Source organism: Lysobacter sp. Hz25 (assembly GCF_046097045.1).
GTDB lineage: Bacteria > Pseudomonadota > Gammaproteobacteria > Xanthomonadales > Xanthomonadaceae > Lysobacter > Lysobacter antibioticus_B.
Map to the genome: position 1 here is coordinate 19,364 of NZ_CP175666.1, position 18,371 is coordinate 37,734.

The 18,371-nt window shown below is 67.5% G+C and carries 16 protein-coding genes; 11 read left to right on the forward strand and 5 right to left on the reverse strand.

Annotated elements, in window-relative coordinates; all coding sequences use genetic code 11:
* Positions 1-11 precede the first annotated feature (11 nt).
* The gene (locus tag ACKN61_RS00100) at positions 12-1,592 is read right to left on the reverse strand and encodes an MFS transporter (RefSeq protein WP_408951753.1); all 1,581 of its coding nucleotides are present in this window, start codon (positions 1,590-1,592) and stop codon (positions 12-14) included.
* 119 nt (positions 1,593-1,711) lie between these two features.
* Between ACKN61_RS00100 and ACKN61_RS00105 the strand changes: the two genes are divergently transcribed.
* Positions 1,712-2,614, forward strand: a complete 903-nt coding sequence (locus tag ACKN61_RS00105) for a LysR family transcriptional regulator (protein ID WP_408951754.1) — start codon at positions 1,712-1,714, stop codon at positions 2,612-2,614.
* A 190-nt stretch (positions 2,615-2,804) separates the two neighbouring features.
* Positions 2,805-3,512, forward strand: coding sequence for a lysozyme inhibitor LprI family protein (locus ACKN61_RS00110; RefSeq protein ID WP_408951755.1), 708 nt, complete (start codon positions 2,805-2,807; stop codon positions 3,510-3,512).
* A gap of 130 nt (positions 3,513-3,642) precedes the next feature.
* Here the strand turns inward: ACKN61_RS00110 and ACKN61_RS00115 are convergent, their stop codons facing one another.
* The 3 genes from ACKN61_RS00115 to ACKN61_RS00125 all read right to left on the reverse strand — a co-directional run bounded on the left by ACKN61_RS00115 (position 3,643) and on the right by ACKN61_RS00125 (position 8,964).
* Positions 3,643-5,517 (reverse strand): M4 family metallopeptidase, encoded by a 1,875-nt coding sequence (locus tag ACKN61_RS00115; RefSeq protein ID WP_408951756.1) that lies wholly within the window; start codon positions 5,515-5,517, stop codon positions 3,643-3,645.
* A 1,118-nt stretch (positions 5,518-6,635) separates the two neighbouring features.
* Positions 6,636-6,854 carry a hypothetical protein gene (locus ACKN61_RS00120; protein WP_031374303.1) on the reverse strand — a complete coding sequence of 73 codons (219 nt, stop codon included), beginning with the start codon at positions 6,852-6,854 and terminating at the stop codon, positions 6,636-6,638.
* Positions 6,855-7,158: 304 nt separating this feature from the next.
* The gene (locus ACKN61_RS00125; protein ID WP_408951757.1) at positions 7,159-8,964 is read right to left on the reverse strand and encodes an SLC13 family permease; all 1,806 of its coding nucleotides are present in this window, start codon (positions 8,962-8,964) and stop codon (positions 7,159-7,161) included.
* Positions 8,965-9,085: 121 nt separating this feature from the next.
* Here ACKN61_RS00125 and ACKN61_RS00130 point away from each other — a divergent pair, with 121 nt between their 5' ends.
* Positions 9,086-10,276, forward strand: coding sequence for a sensor histidine kinase (locus ACKN61_RS00130; protein WP_408951758.1), 1,191 nt, complete (start codon positions 9,086-9,088; stop codon positions 10,274-10,276).
* Complete coding sequence (locus ACKN61_RS00135; protein WP_031374300.1) at positions 10,269-10,703, forward strand: response regulator; 435 nt, start codon at positions 10,269-10,271, stop codon at positions 10,701-10,703. The genes ACKN61_RS00130 and ACKN61_RS00135 overlap by 8 nt, the downstream gene beginning before the upstream one ends.
* A 454-nt stretch (positions 10,704-11,157) precedes the next feature.
* Here ACKN61_RS00135 and ACKN61_RS00140 read toward each other — a convergent pair whose 3' ends face one another.
* Positions 11,158-11,874: a 2OG-Fe(II) oxygenase gene (locus ACKN61_RS00140; RefSeq protein WP_408951759.1), complete on the reverse strand. Its 717-nt coding sequence runs from the start codon at positions 11,872-11,874 to the stop codon at positions 11,158-11,160.
* Between the two features lie 342 nt (positions 11,875-12,216).
* On the opposite strand from ACKN61_RS00140, the gene ACKN61_RS00145 reads away from it, so the two are divergent.
* From ACKN61_RS00145 to ACKN61_RS00175, 7 genes are all read left to right on the forward strand, one after another.
* Positions 12,217-12,762, forward strand: a complete 546-nt coding sequence (locus ACKN61_RS00145; protein ID WP_408951760.1) for a hypothetical protein — start codon at positions 12,217-12,219, stop codon at positions 12,760-12,762.
* The gene (locus ACKN61_RS00150; protein WP_408951761.1) at positions 12,759-13,391 is read left to right on the forward strand and encodes a hypothetical protein; all 633 of its coding nucleotides are present in this window, start codon (positions 12,759-12,761) and stop codon (positions 13,389-13,391) included. Before ACKN61_RS00145 ends, ACKN61_RS00150 begins: the two co-directional genes overlap by 4 nt.
* 51 nt (positions 13,392-13,442) lie before the next feature.
* The gene (locus tag ACKN61_RS00155) at positions 13,443-14,210 is read left to right on the forward strand and encodes a hypothetical protein (protein ID WP_408951762.1); all 768 of its coding nucleotides are present in this window, start codon (positions 13,443-13,445) and stop codon (positions 14,208-14,210) included.
* A 68-nt stretch (positions 14,211-14,278) separates the two neighbouring features.
* Positions 14,279-15,100 (forward strand): hypothetical protein, encoded by an 822-nt coding sequence (locus ACKN61_RS00160; RefSeq protein ID WP_408951763.1) that lies wholly within the window; start codon positions 14,279-14,281, stop codon positions 15,098-15,100.
* A gap of 97 nt (positions 15,101-15,197) precedes the next feature.
* Entirely contained in the window at positions 15,198-15,923 is a 726-nt protein-coding gene (locus tag ACKN61_RS00165) for a C39 family peptidase (protein WP_408951764.1), read from the forward strand.
* A gap of 48 nt (positions 15,924-15,971) precedes the next feature.
* Complete coding sequence (locus tag ACKN61_RS00170) at positions 15,972-16,715, forward strand: hypothetical protein (protein WP_408951765.1); 744 nt, start codon at positions 15,972-15,974, stop codon at positions 16,713-16,715.
* 36 nt (positions 16,716-16,751) lie between these two features.
* The gene (locus ACKN61_RS00175; RefSeq protein ID WP_408951766.1) at positions 16,752-18,101 is read left to right on the forward strand and encodes a transporter; all 1,350 of its coding nucleotides are present in this window, start codon (positions 16,752-16,754) and stop codon (positions 18,099-18,101) included.
* Positions 18,102-18,371: the final 270 nt, after the last annotated feature.

An 18,371-nucleotide genomic window follows, 5' to 3' on the forward strand; every position in this document is an offset into this window, starting at 1 on the left:
CATGGCCGCACTCAGCACGCGGCTTCGCGCGCCGCCGCGCCGATGTCCCCGCCGGCCGCATCCGGCACAGCCGCCGGCTCGTGCGCCGAGGCGTTGCCGAGCAAGACATAGGCAAGCCAGGCGATCGCCGCGGTGACGCCGGCCAGACCGTACATCAGCCAGGCGAAAGCTTCGTCGTAACTGCGCAGCAGCAAGGCGGGGTCGAGCGCCGGCAGCAGCGCCTGCGCGCGCGCGGCGTCGCCGGTGGCCAGGCGTTGCGCCGCCTGGACGAGGGCGTGGCCGTCGACCGCGCCCAGGCTGTGCAGACGCAGCTTGAGCAGGCTGGCCAGGGCCGCGGCGGCGACCGCGATGGCGAGGCCTTCGCCGGACACGCGGCTGGCGCCGAACACGCCGGCGGCCATGCCGGCGCGTTCCTTCGGCACCACGCTGATCGCCAGCCCGTCCATCAGGCCCCAGGGCACCGCCGAACCGGTACCGATCAACAGCATCGGCGCGATCAACTGCGCCGGCGTGGCGTCGCCGGCGATCGCACCGAGCCAGACCAGGCCGACGGCGGCGAGCGACAGGCCGGCACCGCATAAGGCGCCGGCGGCGATGCGATGGCTCAGCACCGCGGCCAGGATCGGCACCACCAGCATCGGCGCCGACAAGGCGATCATCAACAGGCCGGCGTCGAGCGCACTGTGGCCGTGGATGCCGATCAAACGCACCGGCAGCACGATGATCAACACCAGGTAGCACAGGCCGGTGCCGATCGGCAGCAACTGCGCGCCGACGAAACGCGGCAGGCGGAACAGGCTGAGGTCGAGCATCGGCCGCACCGCTCGCGTCTCCACACGCACGAACAGCGCCAGCAACAAGGCCGCGCCGGCCAGGGCGGCGAGCACCCAGGGATCGCTCCAGCCGCGTTCGGGCGCTTCCAGCACGCCGACCGTCAACAGCGCGAGCATCGCCGTCGAACTGAGGCTGCCGCGCCAGTCCAGGCCGGTCGCGGCGGGATCGCGCGACTCGCGCATGCGCGGCAGGCCGAACACGGTGGCCAGCGCGGCGATCACCAGGCTCGACAGGAACACCGCGCGCCAGCCCTGCGCCTGCACCAGCCAGCCGGCGAGGCTGGGTCCGAACGCCAGGCCGAGGCCGAAACTCGTCCCCAGCAGACTGAAGGCGCGGATGCGTCCGGGGCCGTGGAACTCCTGCGACAGCGCAGCGTTGCCGCCGGCCAGGGCGAGCGCGGCGGCGATGCCCTGGACGATGCGCAGGGCGTTGAGCGTGGCCAGGTTCGGCGCCAGCGCCAACAGCAGCGACACCACCGCATAGGACACGATGCCGATGGCGAAGATGCGCTTGCGGCCAAAGGTGTCGGCGAGCGTGCCGGCCGCCATCAGGCAACTGCCGAAGGCCAGCATGAAGGCGTTGGTCATCCAGTTCAGCGCGACCGGGCTGCCGCCGAGTTCGGCGGCGATGGCCGGAATCGCCACCGGCGGGCCGGTGAAACTCAAGGGCAGGACCAGCCCGGCCAGGCACACGGCGCCGAGGATCAGGAAACGGTCGAGGCGGCCGGAGGCGCCGGCCGCGGGGTCGGAAGGGGGCATGGGCGAGTCGCGCGAAGGGGCAGACCGCCAGGGTAGAAGCGCCGCAATCGCAGAAAAACACCGGCCCGATCCGTGCTTTATGGAACAATTGTCCGCAATTGCCGCCGCCGGACCGCCCCATGGACAAGCTCGGCAGCCTGCTCGCCTTCGTCCGCACCGCCGAGACCCGCAGCTTCGTCGCCGCCGGGCGCCAGATCGGCGTGTCCGCCTCGGCGATCGGCAAGAGCGTGGCCAAGCTCGAACAGCAACTCGGCGTGCGCCTGCTCCAGCGCAACACCCGCAACGTGCGCCTGACCGAAGAGGGCCGCATGTTCTACGAGCGCTGCCGGCCCTTGCTCGACGAACTCGACGAAGCCGAGGCGATGTTGACCCATGCGATGCAGGCGCCGCGCGGACGCCTGCGGGTGGGCCTGCCGACCGCGGGCTATCGCTTTCTGGTGCCGGTGCTCGGCGAATTCCGCGCGCGTTATCCCGAGGTCGAGCTGGAGCTGGATTTCGACGACCAGTTGGTCGACGTGATCGACGGCGGTTTCGACGTGGTGATCCGCAGCGGCGACATGCCCGACTCGCGGCTGCGCGCGCGGCGGCTCGGCCCGTTCTGCTTCATGTTGTGCGCCTCGCCCGACTACCTCGCGCGGCGCGGCGAACCGCGCCTGCCGGCCGACCTGGAAGCTCACGACTGCATCCACTTCCGCTTCGCCAACAGCGGCAAGGTGCAGGAATGGTCGCTGCGGCTCGAACCCGGCGAAGCGCCGCCGCACCTGCCGCCGGCGTTGATCTGCAACAACAGCGAAGCGGCGGTGCTGGCCGCGGTGCACGGGCTGGGCATCGTCTACACCGTGGATTTCCTGGTCCGCGACCGGCTCGCCAGCGGACAGTTGCGGCGCGTGTTGCCCGGCTTCGAGACCCAGCGCGGGCAATTCTGGGCGTTGTGGCCGGCGCACCGGCATATCTCGCCGAAGCTGCGGGTGTTTCTGGACTTCATCGACGAACACCTGTTCGTGCACAAGCCGATCGCATGACCGCGAACGAACCGACGGCACGCCATCGTTGAGGCCATCGCACAACGCGCAGTCCATGCAGCCGCTGGAGAACGACGGCATTCGCGCGCAAGCTGTGTCCGCAAAGGCCGATGGCATGCGCGACGCCCGTCTCGATGCCCTCATCGATTCCGCAATGCCCCTCCTCCACGCAGCCCAGGACCCCGCCGCCGTGACGTCACCCACCCTCGCCTCTTCCGCAGTGCTCGCCGTAACGCTCATGGCTTCGGCTTCGGCGTTCGCCGCCCCGCCCGCTTCGGCGAAGCCCTCTTTCGATTGCGCCAAGGCCGCCAGCGCGGTCGAGAAAGCGATCTGCAGAAACGACGGCCTGGCCCGTGCCGATGCCGCAGTCGGCCGCGCTTACGAGCGCTTGCGCAAATCGCTCGATGCCCAGGCCGCAAGCGGACTGCGTGAGGACCAACGCTGGTTCATCGGCATCCGCGACGCGGCCTACGACAATGCCAGCGCGGCGAACCGGGCGCAGTCGCTCCAGGCTTTGCTCGACGACCGCGCGCGCACTTTGTCGCAGATACGTGTGCAGCCGCCGGTCGGACTGGTCGGCAGCTGGCGCAACCTCGCCGGCGGCATCGACGTGGTCGACGACGGTGCCGGCCGTCTGAAAGTCGAGGCGAATGCCGCGCATCCGCTCGATGGCCGCTGGCTGTGCGATGCCAGCGGCAGCGGGCGGAGCGTCGGCGCGGCGTTGACCGTGCAGGTCGAGGGCGGCGAGCGCAGTTCCTTGAAGCTGACCCGCGAAGGCGCGGCCTTGCGCGTGCAGGCGCTGGATGCGGGCGGCAAAGCGTTGCTCGGTCCCGACTACTGCGGTCACAACGGCAGCCTGGAAGGCGTGTACTTCGCGGTGCCGCCGAGCGCGGAGTGAGCGGCCGCACTGCCTGATCGGATCGTCTCGCGACTCGGCAAGGTCGAACGAAAACGGCCCCCGCCGCGCTTTCGCGCGACGGAGGCCGTAACCACTACGAAACTGGACTACTCAACCGAAGCGGCGCGGATCAGCCCTTGCAGCGCAGACCGGTGGAGCCTTCCGGCAGCGAGACGTTGACCGCTTCCCAGGCGCAAGCCACCGACTTCACCACGCTGGCCTTCAGCAGGCCCTTGTCGACCAGGTCCTGGGCCGCGGTCTGAGTCGCTTCGCGCGCCTGCGGGTAGGACGACTGCGAGGTCAGGTACAAGGTGTTGGCGCGATACCAGATCTGGCCGGCGGTGTTCGGGGTGATGCCCTTGAGCCCGGTCGCGCCGTTGCAGACCAGGTCGGCCGGCAGCAGGGTCTTGCGATGCGACTTCGGCACCTTCTGCCCTTCGGCAAGCAGATAGAAGAAGTGGTTGCCGACGCCGGAGGTGTAGTGCGGATCTTCGTCGGTGAAGCCGCCGGCCGGGTAGCAATCGAAGGAACCGCTGCCGTCTTCGGCGACGTCGAGGCTGGGCTTGAACATGTAGCGCAGCGGCGTGCCGTCGAGCATGACGTTCTCGCCGATCAGGTAATCCGGCGGATCTTTCGGGCTGTTGTCGAAGAACTCGACCAGGGTGCCGTGGATGTCGGAGGTGGCTTCGTTGAGGCCGCCGGCGTCGCCGGCATAGGCCAGGTTCGAGGTCGCCTGGGTCACGCCGTGCGACATCTCGTGGCCGGCGACGTCGAGCGCGACCACCGGATTGGAAATACCGTAGTCGCCGTTGCCGTAGACCATGCGCTTGGCCTCGCCGTCCCAGAACGCATTGGTGCCGCCGGCGTCGATGAAGTAGAAGATCGAGAAGGTCACGTTGACGAAGCTTTCCACGCCCTTGCTGTCGCCGAAGATGCCGACGCGGTCGTACAGCTTCTTGTAGTAGTCCCAGGTCTTGGACACGCCGTAGTGGGCTTCCACGCCGGTGCGCTCGATGTTGGACATCTGTTCGTTGCCCCAGACGTTGTCCTTGTCGAACATCGGCGGTGCGCTGAAGTCGCCGCCGCCGAAATAAAGGTCGACCACCGTGCCGCCGGTGTTGTGCAAGCTGCCGCCGCCGCGCTTGTCGTCGCGCAGCAGATAGCCCGCGCCGCGGCCGTCGCTTTCCTCGGCGCCGACCTTGCTGGTCGAGATCGCGACCTTGCCGCGGGTGATGGTGAAACCCTCGCCCTGGGCCGCTTCGGCGCTGTAGATCTTGCTGTCGCGGCCGAGCAAGGCGCCGTTGTCGGCATCGACATAGATCATGTCGTGGACCGGGCGCTCGGCCTTGTTAAGCCCGCGGAAGGTTACTTCGTACGCCAGTTTCGGCTGGTTATCCTTGGCGAAGTACACCATGCGCGAGGTCGGCTTATCCATGAAACGGCCGGTGAAATGCACGCCGGCGTCGGTCACCGCCTGCGCCACCGACAGCTTCGGCGCCTTGGCGCCGCCCTGGCCGAGTTTGAGGTCCATGGTCTTGCTGACCGAGGTCAACAGGCCGTCCTTCATGTGCGTGACCAGGTCGCCGCCGATCACCGGCAGGCCCTGGTAATCGCGATTGAAACGCACGTGCTCGCTGCCGTCGGCCTCGACGATAACGTCGCGCGGCAGGTACTGCTCGGCGTCGATCGCCTCGCGGTCGGCCTGCGCCGCGGCGCCGCGCAGCTTCTGCGCGAGCAGTTGTTCGCGTGCGCGCGCCACCGCCGGATGCCGGGCGAGTTGTGCGCTGGAGGTGGCGCCCGAGACGGTCGGCGCCAGTGCGAAGCCCGGCGTGCGCGCGGCAGCGGCCGCCCTGGCCGATGCCGTCGCCGATGCGTTCGCGGCATTACCGTTGGTTTGCGCCGATGCCTTGCCGGCATCGCGGTAGTGCTGCGCGGTGACCAGCGCGGTCGCGGTGGTGCCGGTCACCGCCAGCAGGATCGAAGCGGTCAAGACACGTTGTTTCATGGACATGCGGTTTCTCCGAGTCGTAGATCGAAATAAGAAAAGACCAGCCAAGAGCCGCCGCGCGAACGCAGTCGCGAAGCGGTGTCGTGCATTGCGGCAGAGGTCGTGCATGCCCCGAAGACGATTCGTCGCAGGCGGCGGCTCGTCTTCTTCGGCCCCTCCCCATAGATGGGAACGCGCTCGGGTAACGACCCCCTACCCGCGGAGCAGCGGCGCCGCGTATCGCGTATGCGAACTGAGATGCGCGTCAGAGTGTGCGGCGTGCCGCGTGCGGTGCGTGTGGCGTGTGTCTGCCTTCGCGCGTGTTCGTGCGCGTGCGCGATGCCTTCGATGATGAGACGGTATTGCGGGCGGGTAACGAATCGCATGCGGCAGATGGGGGGTTCGGCCCGTATCTTCGTCGTGGTGTCGGGTTCGTGGTCGCAGCTTACGCAGCTGCTACAAGAAGCTTCGGGCTTTCGAGGCGAGCTGCTGCTTCAGGGTAGGAGCGACGTGAGTCGCGACCGCGTAGTCGCCCGTATCCGCGCCGCTGGCCGAAGGCCCGCGGTCGCAGCTTACGCAGCTCCTACAAGAGGCTTCGGGCTTTCGAGGCGATCTGCTGCTTCAGGGTAGGAGCGACGCAAGTCGCGACCGCGCAGTCGTCCGTGTCTGCGCCGCTGGCCGAAGGCCCGCGGTCGCAGCTTGCGCAGCTCCTACAAGAGGCTTCGGGCTTTCGAGGCGATCTGCTGCTTCAGGGTAGGAGCGACGCAAGTCGCGACCGCGCAGTGGCCCGTATCTGCGCCGCTGGCCGAAGGCCCGCGGTCGCAGCTTACGCAGCTCCTACAAGAGGCTTCGGGCTTTCGAGGCGATCTGCTGCTTCAGGGTAGGAGCGACGCAAGTCGCGACCGCGCAGTCGTCCGTGTCTGCGCCGCTGGCCGAAGGCCCGCGGTCGCAGCTTGCGCAGCTCCTACAAGAGGCTTCGGGCTTTCGAGGCGATCTGCTGCTTCAGGGTAGGAGCGACGCAAGTCGCGACCGCGCAGCCGCCCGTATCCGCGCCGCTGGCCGCAGGCCCGCGGTCGCAGCTTGCGCAGCTCCTACAAGAGGGCTCGGGTTTTCCCGGCGTTGCGGGACGCCAGCCCTCAGCGCTGCGGCGCCGGCATGATGTGCGACAGGTAGATGCGGCTGTCTTCGAAAATGCGGATGGCGACCGGCAGGCCGAGCTGCACGGTCAGGTGGAAGGCTTCGGTCTTGGCCGCTTGCGAGGCCTGGATGGCATCGTTGAAGCATTCGTCGGCGACGTCGCAGGAAAGGCGACGGCCTTGGTAATCGGATTCGCTCAGTTGCACCGTGTAACGCATGACCGCGCCTGGATTCGGAGGAATCGAAAGGAAGAAGGGCCCCGGCCCAGCTGGACCGCTTGCTCAAGGCGGCGACCGATCCTTTGCTGAGCGGCTTCCTTGCCAACGCACTCGTCGCGCTGCCGGGGCCTGGGTAAGTTGAGGCAAGCTGTGACCGATTGCTCTCAGTGGATCGCCGAACGTGGCGTAGGAAATTCCCTACCCTTCGAGCGCGGGCGGATCGTCGATAGCGATGACGATTGAGATGTTGCCGCGGCCCATCGTCGAAATGCAGCCGAAGGATGCGCCGGCGAACGCGCCGCCGTCAGGACGACAACGGCCACAGCGGCCCGTCGAGCCACAACCAACGCGCCATCCAGGCGCTGACCAGGGCGACCATGGTGGTCAGCGGCAAGCCGATGCGCAGGAAGTCGTTGAAGCGGTATTGGCCCGGCCCGAGGATCAGCAGGTTGCCGTGATGGCCGATCGGGGTCAGGAAGGCGGCGACCGCACCGAGCGCGGTGCAGACCACGAACGGCGTCGGCGGCAGGCCCAGCGACTGCGCCAGCGAAATCGCGATCGGGCCGAGCAGCACGGTGGTGGCGGCGTCGGAAAGGATCTGGGTCAGCAAGGCGGCGGAGGCGAACATCACCAGCAGGATCGCCAGCGGCGACCAGCCCGCGACCACGTGCAACAGGCCCTGCGCGAGCAATTGCGCGGTGCCGGTCTGTTCCATCGCCACGCCGAGCGGGATCACCCCGGCGATCATCACGAAGATGCGCACGTCGATCTCGCGATACGCCTGTTCGACGTCGACGCAGCGCGTGGCGACCATCGCCACCGCGCCCAACAGGAAGGCCAGCGACGCCGGCAGCCATTCGGTGGCCGCGGCGATCACGGTCGCGGCGAGGATCGCCAGCGCCAGCGGCGCACGGATGCGGCGGCGCGCTTCGCCGGCGAACGGCACCAGCATCAGAAAGCCGTGGTGCGCGGCCAGCTCGGCAAAACGCGAAGGCCGGCCCCACAGCACCAACAGGTCGCCTTCGCGCAGGCGTGCGTCCGACAAGCGCGGCGCGACCGCGCCCTGGCGGCGCCACAGGCCGGCGATGACGGCGTGGAAGCGGCGCGCGAAATCGAGTTCGCGCACGCTGCGTCCGATGAATTCCGAGCCCGGCGCGACCACCGCCTGGACCAGCTGCGGTTCGCCGTCGCCGTGGCCGGTGACGCTGTCGCCGAAGCGCGCGATCGCATTGAGATCGAGCCCGCCGTCGTCGTGCAGCGAGGCGAAGGCGTCGGCCGAAGCTTCGACCAGCAGGATGTCGCCGCTGATCAGCGGGCTGCTCGGGCCGAGGTCCTGGCGGCGTTGGCCGTCGCGCAGCCAGCCGGTCAGGACGAAGCGGTCGCCGAGGGCCTTCTGCAACTCGGCCAGCGGGCGCGTGCTCCAGCGCGAGCCTTCGACGATCAACAGTTCGGTGCGGTAGCGGTCCAGGCGCAGATAGCCGTCGTCGCCGTGCTCGCCGCTGCGCTTGGGCAACAGCCAGCGCGTGGCGAGCATATAGACCACGCCCAGTGCGACCAGGGCCAGGCCGATCGGGGTGATCGAGAAGATGCCCAGGCCCGGTGCGCCGGTGCGTTCGATCAGGTTGTCGGCGAGCAGGAAGGCCGGCGCGCTGACCAGGGTCAGAGTGGTGCCCAGCGACGCCGCGAACGACATCGGCATGAGCAGGCGCGACACCGACAGCCCGCGCGCCTTGGCGAAGCGGGTCAGGATCGGCAGCATCATCGCCGTGACCATGACGTGGTGGGTGAACGAGGACAGCGCCGCCACCGCCGGCATGGTGACCGCGATCGCGCGGCTCTCGCTTTTGCCGGAGGCGTCGCCGATCCACTGGCCCAAGCGTTCGGTGATGCCGGTCGCGGCCAGGCCGCCGGAGATCACGAACACCGCCGCGACGATGATCGCCGGTTCGCTGGCGAAGCCCGACAAGGCCTGCTTGGCGTCGAGTACGCCGGTCAGGACCAGCGCCAGCAGGGTCAGCATGGCGGTGACATCGACCCGCAGGCGCTCGCTGATGAACAGATACAGCGCGGCGCCCAGGATCAGCAGGAAGGCGATCTGAGGAAAATCCATGCCGGCATTGTGCTCGACTTGGCTGTGTCGGCGCCGTATGCGACCGTCCACCGTGCCGTCACGAACCGGGCGGATACACTCCCCGGTCACATAATCCCCGAAGACCCCTGCCCCGGCACCGATGAGCCTACCGCGCGCCACGACCACCGCCGACCACGCCACCGCTGCGGTGGCGTCGAAGATGGGCGACGATCGTTTCCGGCAGGCCATGGCCGCGTCGAACATCGGCATGGCCATCGTCTCGATCGAGGGCATCTGGCTGGAAATCAATCCGGCCTTGTGCGCGATGCTGGGTTACCGCGAAGACGAGTTGCGTGGCCACCACTACAGCGAAGTGACCCACCCCGACGATCTGGCGATCAGCAACAACCTGGTCACCGCGCTGGTCAACGGCAGCCTGGCCTCGGTCGACGAACACAAGCGCTACGTCCATCGCGACGGCAGCGAGGTGTGGGTGCAGCTCAACGTCGCGGTGATGCGCGACGAGTCCGGCGCGCCGCAGTACTTCATCTCGCACATGCGCGACATCCGCGGCGAACGCGAGGCCGGCATCGCCCTGAGCGCCCGCATCGAGGAACGCGGCGCCGCGCTCGACGCCTCCAACCGCCAGTTGCAGTTGTTCGCCGACGCGGTCGCCCACGACCTGCGCGCGCCGCTGCGCTCGATCGAAAGTTTCTCCGCCCTGCTCAGCGAACGCGCGATCGAACGCTTGAACGAGACCGATCGCGATTACCTGGGGCGCATCCGCGCCGCGGCTTCGCGCATGACCAGCCTGCTCGCCGCGCTGACCGAGTTGTCGCACGTGACCCGCGCCGAGATGCGGGTCGCGCCGGTCGACCTGAGCCTGCTCGCCGACTGGGTCGGCGCCGAGCTGCAGGACGCCGATCCGCGCCATCGCGGCGAAGTTTCGGTCCAGCCCGGCCTGCAGGTCGAAGGCGACGAACGCCTGCTCAAGCTGATGTTGAACCAGCTCATGCACAACGCATGGAAGTTTTCGTGCGAGCGCGAGGGCCAGGTCGAACCGGTGCGCATCGAGGTCAGCGGCGAGACCGTCGCGGGCCGTCTGCTGCTGACCATCCGCGACCACGGGGCCGGTTTCGACATGCGATATGCTCACAAGCTGTTCGAACCCTTCCAGCGCCTGCACGGGCCGGACCAGGGCGGCGGTCACGGTTTGGGCCTGGCGATCGCGCGCCGCGTGGTCGAACGCCACCGCGGCGAGCTGCGCGCTCATTCGCAGCCCGGTGCGGGCAGTACATTCATAGTGGAATTGCCTGTCGCCGCGACAGGCGAGGAAAACACAGATGCATAAGGAAATCCTGCTGGTCGAAGACAATCCCGACGACGTCGAGCTGACCCGGCTCGCCTTCGACGAGGCCAAGATCGCCAACAGGCTGGTGGTGATGGGCGACGGCGCCGAGGCGCTGGATTACCTGTTCGCCCGTGGCCGTTATTCCGATCGCGACCCCAACGACCTGCCCTCGATCGTCTTGCTCGACCTCAATCTGCCGAAGGTCGACGGCCGCGAAGTGTTGCAGGCGATCCGCGCCCACGAGCCCACCCGCACTCTGCCGGTGGTGGTGCTGACCACCAGCACCGAGCCCTTCGACGTCGAGGCGAGCTACGCGCTCGGGGTCAACAGCTACATCCAGAAGCCGGTGGATTTCGAGCAGTTCGTGTGGGCGGTCAAACAGGTCGGCCTGTACTGGCTGGTGTTGAACCACCCGCGTAATCCGTGAGTCGCCGCGGCAGCGGTGGTCGTGGCCGCAACGGCCGGTAGCGACGACTCGGCAGCAGCGAACAGCAACAGCAAATCCCCCCTGCCCCCCTTTTGCAAAGGGGGGAGCTTGTTTCGAGGTGGGAGCTCGCGCGTGGGATTCGAACCTGTACGGGCTGTGGCCGCGTCAACTCGCCCCCTTTTTAAAAGGGGGCTGGCGCCTGCGTGAAACGGGTGCCTGTGTAACCGCTGCGCCGGGGGATTTGCTTCATAGCTCCAGGCGATTGCGTCGAACGCGCTGCAGGCGATCTGATCGAGTACGTGCTAGTCGAATGTGCGACGACTTCGTCGAGCACGCGTCGATTCGCCCCCTTTGAAAAAGGGGGCTGGCGCCTGGATAAAACGGCTGCCTGTGTAACGGCTGCGCCGGGAGATTTGCCTTCGCGCGCTACCCAACCCGCCTCACGCGTATAGCCTCAGCGCCCGCCGAACAACTGCTCCGCGCGCTGGAACAGGATCCAGCTGGTCGCGATGTATTTGTCGCCGCCCCTGGGCCGGTTGCCGCGATGGGTGTGGGTGAACGCGGCCGGTGCGATCAGCAGGTCGCCGGCGCGTGGGACGATCTTGCGGCGCTGATACAGGAACTCGGTCTCGCCTTCCTCGAAGCCGTCGTTGAGGTAGATCGTCCACAGCACGTGGCGGTGCAGGGTCTCTGCACCCGGGTCGCGCGGATACAACTCGCAGTGCCAGTACGGATAACCGCCGCGATCGGCAGTGTAGCGCTGCAGATTGATCGATCCCGGGCGGAACACGGTCTGGGCGATCGGCGCCAGCGCGTTGTCGTCCATCTCGGCCATGCGTTCGGGGGTGAGACGGTGGCGCTTGCCCTCGGCCGACGGCGCTTCCAGCATCAGCGGCGCGATCATCGTGTGCGGGTAGCGGCGCAGATAGCTCAGCAGGCCGCGGAACACCGCCAGGTTCAAGGCGATCTCGATGTCCTTCCAACCTTCGCGCCCGGTGATGGTCAGGTCGCGGCTGTCCTTGAGGTCGGGCATGACGCCGCCGCCGACCCGGCCCGGCTCGCTCTCGCGGCTGGCGTCGAAACGGCGCAGCAGGTCGGCGCATTGCTCGCGCGTCAGGGCCTCGGGATAGACCTCGATGAAATCGTCCGGGGCGTCGGTCGTCGATGACATGGCTTGGGAAGCGAGCGCGGGAAGGCGGCCATCCTCGCACGCGAGGCGCGTTGCAAAAAGGCAACGGCCTAAGTGCGCCGTATTGCACACATTCGTCGGAACCTATATGGCCGCTGAATCGGCTCTTTCACGTGGGTTTGACGCGACATCCACTGCTCGGAGCGACTTCCAGGCACGTTCCAGCCTTGTAACGTTTTCGTTGTGCGGCACCGTCGCAAGCGCGCCTTGCTTATAGGAAAATATTTTAAATTCAATGGCTTGAATTGTTGGCACGACTCTCGCGTCAGGCTCTGCACCCGCCTCGTTTGCCCGAAGCGGACCCGCCGTCCCGGAGTCCGAGCCATGGCCATCTCCTACCGTTCCGTCCCGACCGAGCAGCGACTGCAGGCCATGCGAGCCGCTGCGCTGGTTGCGGTCACGCTGCTGGGGCTCTTCGCCGGGCGGGCACACGGCCAACAAGCCGGTCAGGCCCCGGCGGGCGACCCGACCGTGGTCATCGCACGCACCGTCCACCCGCGCATCGCCTACCGGGCCCTGCCCGCGCAGGAAAACCCGATCCGCACCGAAGCGACGACGTTTCCGGGCCAGGTCTTCCACGGCACCCTCGACCAATCGCTGGCGCCCCTGATCGGCGACGCCGAACTCGGCCAGCACGGTTCCACCGGACTCAGCCCGGCCGCCGCGACCGGCGCCCTGACCGGAATGCTGGTGCCGACCGATTCGTTCGGTGCCTCCGGCAATAACGGCCTGCTCGGACCGTCCGCTGCCACCCCGGTGGGGCCGACCGCGAGCGTGGGCGGCGCGGTGACCCATGCGACCTCCGGCATCGCCGACCTGGTCACCGGCAGCGTGATGCAGGCGCTCGCGCCGCAGGGGAACGGTCGATGAGCATTCGTCTACGCCCGTTGCGTCTGGCACCGCTTTGGCTGGTGGCTTGCCTGTTCGCGACCGCCGTCTCCACCGACACGCAAGCGACCGAAGCCACGCCCGCGAGCGGCGCCGATCGCGCCCGCATCGGTGCCGACAGCGGCCGGGCGATCGACGGCCGCGCCGCAGTCAACCAGACCGCCGGGGTCGGCAACGTCCAGACCAACCTCGCTGCGATCGCGGTCGCGACCGAAGGGGTCGCGATCGCGTCGGCCAGTGCCGGGCAAAGCACGGTCGATGCGAACGACGGGCTGCGCGATGCCTCCGCGCATATCGGCGCCGGCGCCTTCGCCGACAGCCATGGCCTGCTTTCGGTGAACCAGAGCGCCGGTGCCGGCAATGCGCAGGCGAACCTGTTCGTGCTGGCCACCGGCACTGCATCGGTCGGGCTCGACGACACCGCGCTGGCGACGATCGCCGGCGAAACCCAAGCCAATGCCGGCAGCGAAACCGCGCCGCGCCAGCGCGAAGCGGCGATCGCCGGCGATGCCTTCCGGGGCGGCGAAGGCGTGCTGCAAATCAATCAGACGGTGGGGGTGGGCAATTCATCGGCCAACGCCATCGTGCTCCAACTGCCCGGGGGCTTTTAAAAAAAAGCGGCAGAACGCAAGGCGATACCAACCACCACCAGGAGAGAGATCATGAAAGTTCAATTCACTCTGCTTGCCCTCGCGCTCGGCATGGTTCTGGCCGCGCCGGCTTATGCCGAAGGGGACGACGCCGATATCCACAGCTCGACCAACATCAGCAACAACATCGGTGTGGCCGGCCGGGTCTGGGTCAAGGGCAAAATCCGCGTCGCTTCCGAGTCCGCCGCCACTGTCGATCAGGACCAGACCACCTTCGCCAACGAGTCGCTCGGCGACGGCGACCATACCGCCCATCTCGGCGGCAGCGCCCTGTCGGATGCGCAAGGCAACATCGGTGCGAACGTCGCCGCCGGCGTCGGCAATACCCAGGCCAATGACACCGCGCTGTCCGCGGTCGACGGCGAAAAGGTGTTCGCTTCGGCGATGACCTTCAACAACCAGGAATCGAGCTTCAACTTCGCCTACTCGTCGCAGCAGGACACCGATTACCGCGCCACCCTCAACGGCGATGCGCTGTCCAATGCCAAGGGCAACATCGGCGTGAACGTGGCCTCGGGCGTCGGCAATGCGCAGAGCAACGCGATGGCCGCATCGGTCAACAGCTCCGGCACGATCGCCAAGGCGGCCTCCGACAGCGAGCAGGACGCCTGGTTGAACACCCTGGCGGCCGCTTGCGATCTCGACACCTTCGCGACCCTCGCGGGCAGTGCGTTGTCGGGCGCGCAGGGCAACATCGGCGCCAACGTCGCCGCCGGCGTCGGCAACCTGCAGCACAACGGCCTGTCGATCGCGACCGCCTCCTGCGGTAGCTGCGACTGATCCGCACACGGCCGCGGCGCAAGCCGCGGCCGTTTCGCGCGCTGCTTCGAAGCATACGGAGACTGGATATGAAACTTCACCACACCCTGCTGGCGCTCGCGTTGGTCTCGAGCGTCGCCTTGCCGGCATTGGCCGAGGGCGACGACGCGCAGATCTACAGCAACACCAGCGTCAGCAACAACATCGACGTGTCCGGACGGGTCCGGGTCAAGGGCAAGATCCGCGTCGCATCCGAATCGGCCGCGACCGTCGACCAGGATCAGAGCACTCTCGGCAACCTCTCGCTCGGCGATGGCGATCACGACGCCCATCTCGGCGGCGATGCGTTGTCGGACGCGCAAGGCAACATCGGCGCCAACGTCGCCGCCGGCGTCGGCAACACCCAGGCCAACGACACCGCTCTGTCGGCGGTCGACGGCGAGAAGGTGTTCGCATCGGCGATGGTGTTCAGCAGCCAGGATTCGCTCGCCAACTACGCCACTACCAATACCGACCACACTTACTACAGCGCTGCGCTCGACGGCAACGCACTGTCGAACGCCAAGGGCAACATCGGCGTCAACGTAGCCGCGGGCGTCGGCAATGCCCAGAGCAACGGCATGGCGGCTTCGGTGAACAGCTCCGGCCGACTCGCCATCGCGACCTCCGACAGCGAACAGACGGCCATGCTGAACCTGCTCGACAGCGAAGGCCGGCGCATCAGCCTGGATCTGTTCGCCACCCTCGACGGCAACGCGCTGTCCGGTGCGCAAGGCAACATCGGCGTCAACGTCGCCTCCGGCGTCGGCAACCTGCAGCACAACGGCCTGTCGATCGCAACCGCGTCCTGCGGCGCCTGCGCGCCACCACCGCCTCCGCCGCCGACCTGCGGCTCGAGTTGCGGCGACTGATCGTTGTTGTTGTTGCGTCCATCCGCGGCGACCGCCATCCAGGTCGCCGCGGATGTCTGTCCTTCGCAGCCTGCTGCACCTCTTCGGCGGAATCGACATGCGTTTGATCGGTTTGTGGATTGCCTGCCTCTGCGCCGCTTCATGGTGCGGCGTCGGTCATGCGCAGGCGCCGGTCGAGCGCAGAACCACGGTCGATCTGACCCGCATGACCGGCAACGGCGCAGTGCCGGTGGTCAAGAAGATGCGCACGATGCGCGACCTGCGCTATCGCGATCTGCTTCAGCAACGCTACGACTTCAGCTGCGGCTCGGCGGCGTTGGCCAGCCTGCTCCACTACGGCTACGGCATGGACGTGAGCGAGCCGGAGCTGATCAAGAAAATGATGATCGGCGTGGATCCCAAGGAAGTCGTACGCAACGGCTTCTCGATGCTGGACATGAAGCGCTATGTCGAAAGCGTCGGTCTGCGCGCGCATGGATTCCGCATCGAGCCCGATGCGTTGTACCGCCTGCAGATGCCGGTGATCGCCCTGCTCGACCTCAAGGGCTATCGCCATTTCGTCGTGGTCAAGGGTGCCGCCGGCGGACGCGTGTTCGTCGCCGACCCCGCGCTGGGCCACCGGGTGATGCTCGAGGCCGATTTCGTCCAGGGCTGGAACGGCATCGTACTGGCGGTGGTCGGCGACAAGCCGATGCGCGCCGATTCCTACTTGGTCAAGCATCGCAGCTCGCCGGCCCTGGAGCGGCGCGTGGAAGCGCTCGATCGTGCGACCACGCCGCCGCGCGTGGTCGAGTTCGGGTTGGTGATTGCCGATTTGTTCTGACAGTCCGCGCACCGATCCGGTGCGCATGCAAAGCGTTCGAGGTGCCCGATGAACCGTCCATCACTCCCCTGTGCCCTGTTCACGGCCCTCGTGGCAGCGGCGGCCGCGGTCCAACCCGCGGTCGCCCTGCCCCCTCTGAAAGCAGAGCTGGTCGACGAGGCCACGCTCGCGACCGTCTGCGGCAAGTACTTCGGTGCGCAGATGTTGGTCGGCCTGCGCGTGGACCTGGTCTCCAGTCTGAGCACGGCCCAGCAAGGCAACGCCGTCGCCAGCGGCTCGTTGATGATCGAACGCGAGAGCAACGGTTACGCGGTGCACGTCGATGCGCGCAGCCACGCCGAAGCCGGTCTGGATGCGCCGCTCGCGGCCAATACCAGCGCCACCGGCGCTGAAGCGCTGCAGGTCAACGGCATCGGCCAGATCGCGCAGATCGCCGGCGATCGCAATCGCCTGTCCAACCTGACCTCGATCCACTTCGTCGACCATGTCGACGCCGGCGGCTTCAACGGCCAGACCCAGAGCCAGGCCGGCGCCGGGCCGATGACCGCACAAGTGACCTTCCTCGACGGCGGCGTGCAGATCGGGGTCGAAGGCCCGGGTGCGCTGGTGCAGCAACAACTCGACGCCGGCGCGCACGGCGGCATCGTCCAGCTCGGCCGTATCGCCGGCAACGACCTTGCCGGCAGCAATCGCATGCAACTGCAACTGGTCACTTCGGCGATCACGCCGCAGCAAGGCGGTCAGCTCGGCATGCAACAGGCGTTGGAAGGTCTGCGTGCGCTGCCGCGCTGAACATCGCGCACCCCTCTTGCTAAGGATGTCGAGACCATGCGCACCGCGCTGACACCGTTGACCCTCGCCCTGTCGCTGGCTTTGAGCGGACAGGCATACGCGACCGGAGCCGAAGCTCACACCGATACGGGCACGGTGTCGCTGCACCAGCGCATGCTCGACATGGGCCGTGAACTGGCCGCGCAGCGCGCCGAGATCGAGCGTCTGCGCCAGCAGGTCGACGGACTCGAACTGGCGCAACGCGGGCGCGGACTCGGCGCGCCGGGCGATGCTTCGCCCGATGCCGGCTACCAGGACAACGCCACCAAGATCGCGCGAGAGGCTTCGGAAGAGGCGCGACGCAAGGCCTCGGAGACCGCTGGCAACGACGAACAAGACCGCGGGGCCCCGGTCCAGGTCGGCCAGACCCAGCGCGCCGAAGACGCGCAACGCCGCGAGCAGGAAAAGGCCTTGGTGGTGCGCGAGCACGCGCCCTTGTTCGAGCGCAAGTTCACCCTCGATACCGGTCTGAGCTACAGCTATTACGACCGCCGCCAACTGGCCCTGAGCGGCTTCCTGGCGCTGGATGCGATTTTCCTGGGCAGCATCAACCTCGATCAGACCAAGGCCAGCATCGCCACCCTGGATCTCACCGGTCGCTACGGTTTTACCGATCGGCTCAGCGTCGAGGCCAGCGTGCCCTACGTGTATCGCGACTCGCGTTTCGTCAGCGGCGGCGCCGGTGGCGCATCGAGCGTGCTCAGCGAAGTGAGCATGCGCTCGAAAGGCGTCGGCGATGCGAGCGTGGCGGTGTACTACCAATGGGTCAAGGAATCGCAGCGCTGGCCCGATATCGTCACCAGCCTGCGCGTGCGCGCGCCCACCGGGCGCGACCCCTTCGGTCTCAAGCTGATCCAGCCCGACGGCGACAACAACAACCTCAACATTCCCGAGAACCTGCCGACCGGCTCCGGCATCTGGAGTGCGACGTTCAACGTTTCCGCGTTGCGCACCTACGATCCGGTGATCCTGTTCGGCAACATCGGCTACACCTACAACAAGCCCACCGACTTCGACGACATCTCGCCGGTCGCCGAACAGGTGTCGCCGGCGCGGGTCGAGCTCGGCAACACGCTGTTGCTCAGCGGCGGCCTGGCGATCGCGCTCAACGATCGCTCCGCGGTCAGCTTCAGCGTCGCCACCGCGGTGACCGCCTCCACCGCCACCACCGCGCCGGGCGGCCCGAAGCGCACCGTGCCGGGCAGTTCCAGCAACAGCACCACGCTCAACATCGGCGCCAGCTACGTGTTGCCGTCGGGCTGGACCTTCAACGCCCAGATCGCCGCCGGCCTGACCCCGGATGCGCCGAACTACGTGCTCGCATTGCGCACATCGCGTTCGTTCTAGGGGAGTCGTACCGGGGAGTCGCAACAGGGGAACTGCAAACGGGGAGCATCGGACATACACATCGCGCTCGTTTTCTGCGGGAGAGGCGTCGGTTCCGACGACGCTCGCGCCGGGACGGAGGTGTGAGGCCTCCGTCCCGATTTTTGTCCGTGCTTCGCATTGCCCTCGCAGTTTGCCGTTCCCCCTTTGAAAAGGGTGGCAGGGGGGATTTGCTCTTGCTCGCCTCCATACATCGCGCCGGACCGCAAATCCCCCGCGCCGAAACTCGAT